1 protein-coding gene is annotated in these 278 nt (G+C 62.2%); it reads right to left on the bottom strand.

Annotated elements, in window-relative coordinates; translation table 11 throughout:
- A partial coding sequence (locus SB679_RS23935) for a MarR family transcriptional regulator (protein WP_410704739.1) occupies nucleotides 1-278 on the bottom strand: 278 nt, incomplete at both ends.

Genomic DNA, 278 nt, shown 5'->3' with positions numbered 1-278 from the left:
CTGCATGGCCACGCGGTCCAACGTCTCTGCTTCGTTCAGCGTGTCCAGTACGGGAACGACGTGGACGTCGACGCCGAATTGGCTGCGGATCTGGCTTTCCAGCTCAGGACCTGTGTCAAAAGGACTCCTGATCTGGACCTGCACCAGGCCGGTTTCCCTGGCGGAGGACAGGAGCCTGGACACCGTGGAGCGGGATGTCCGGAGTTCCCGGGCGATCGCGTTCATGGTCAGGTCCTGCAAGTAATACATCTGGGCAGCTCGGAGCGCATCTGCGTGCC

Origin of the sequence: Chryseobacterium sp. SIMBA_029, from assembly GCF_046535275.1 — a bacterium.
Classification (GTDB): Bacteria; Bacteroidota; Bacteroidia; order Flavobacteriales; family Weeksellaceae; genus Chryseobacterium.
This window is presented reverse-complemented; position numbering and strand designations above follow the sequence as displayed.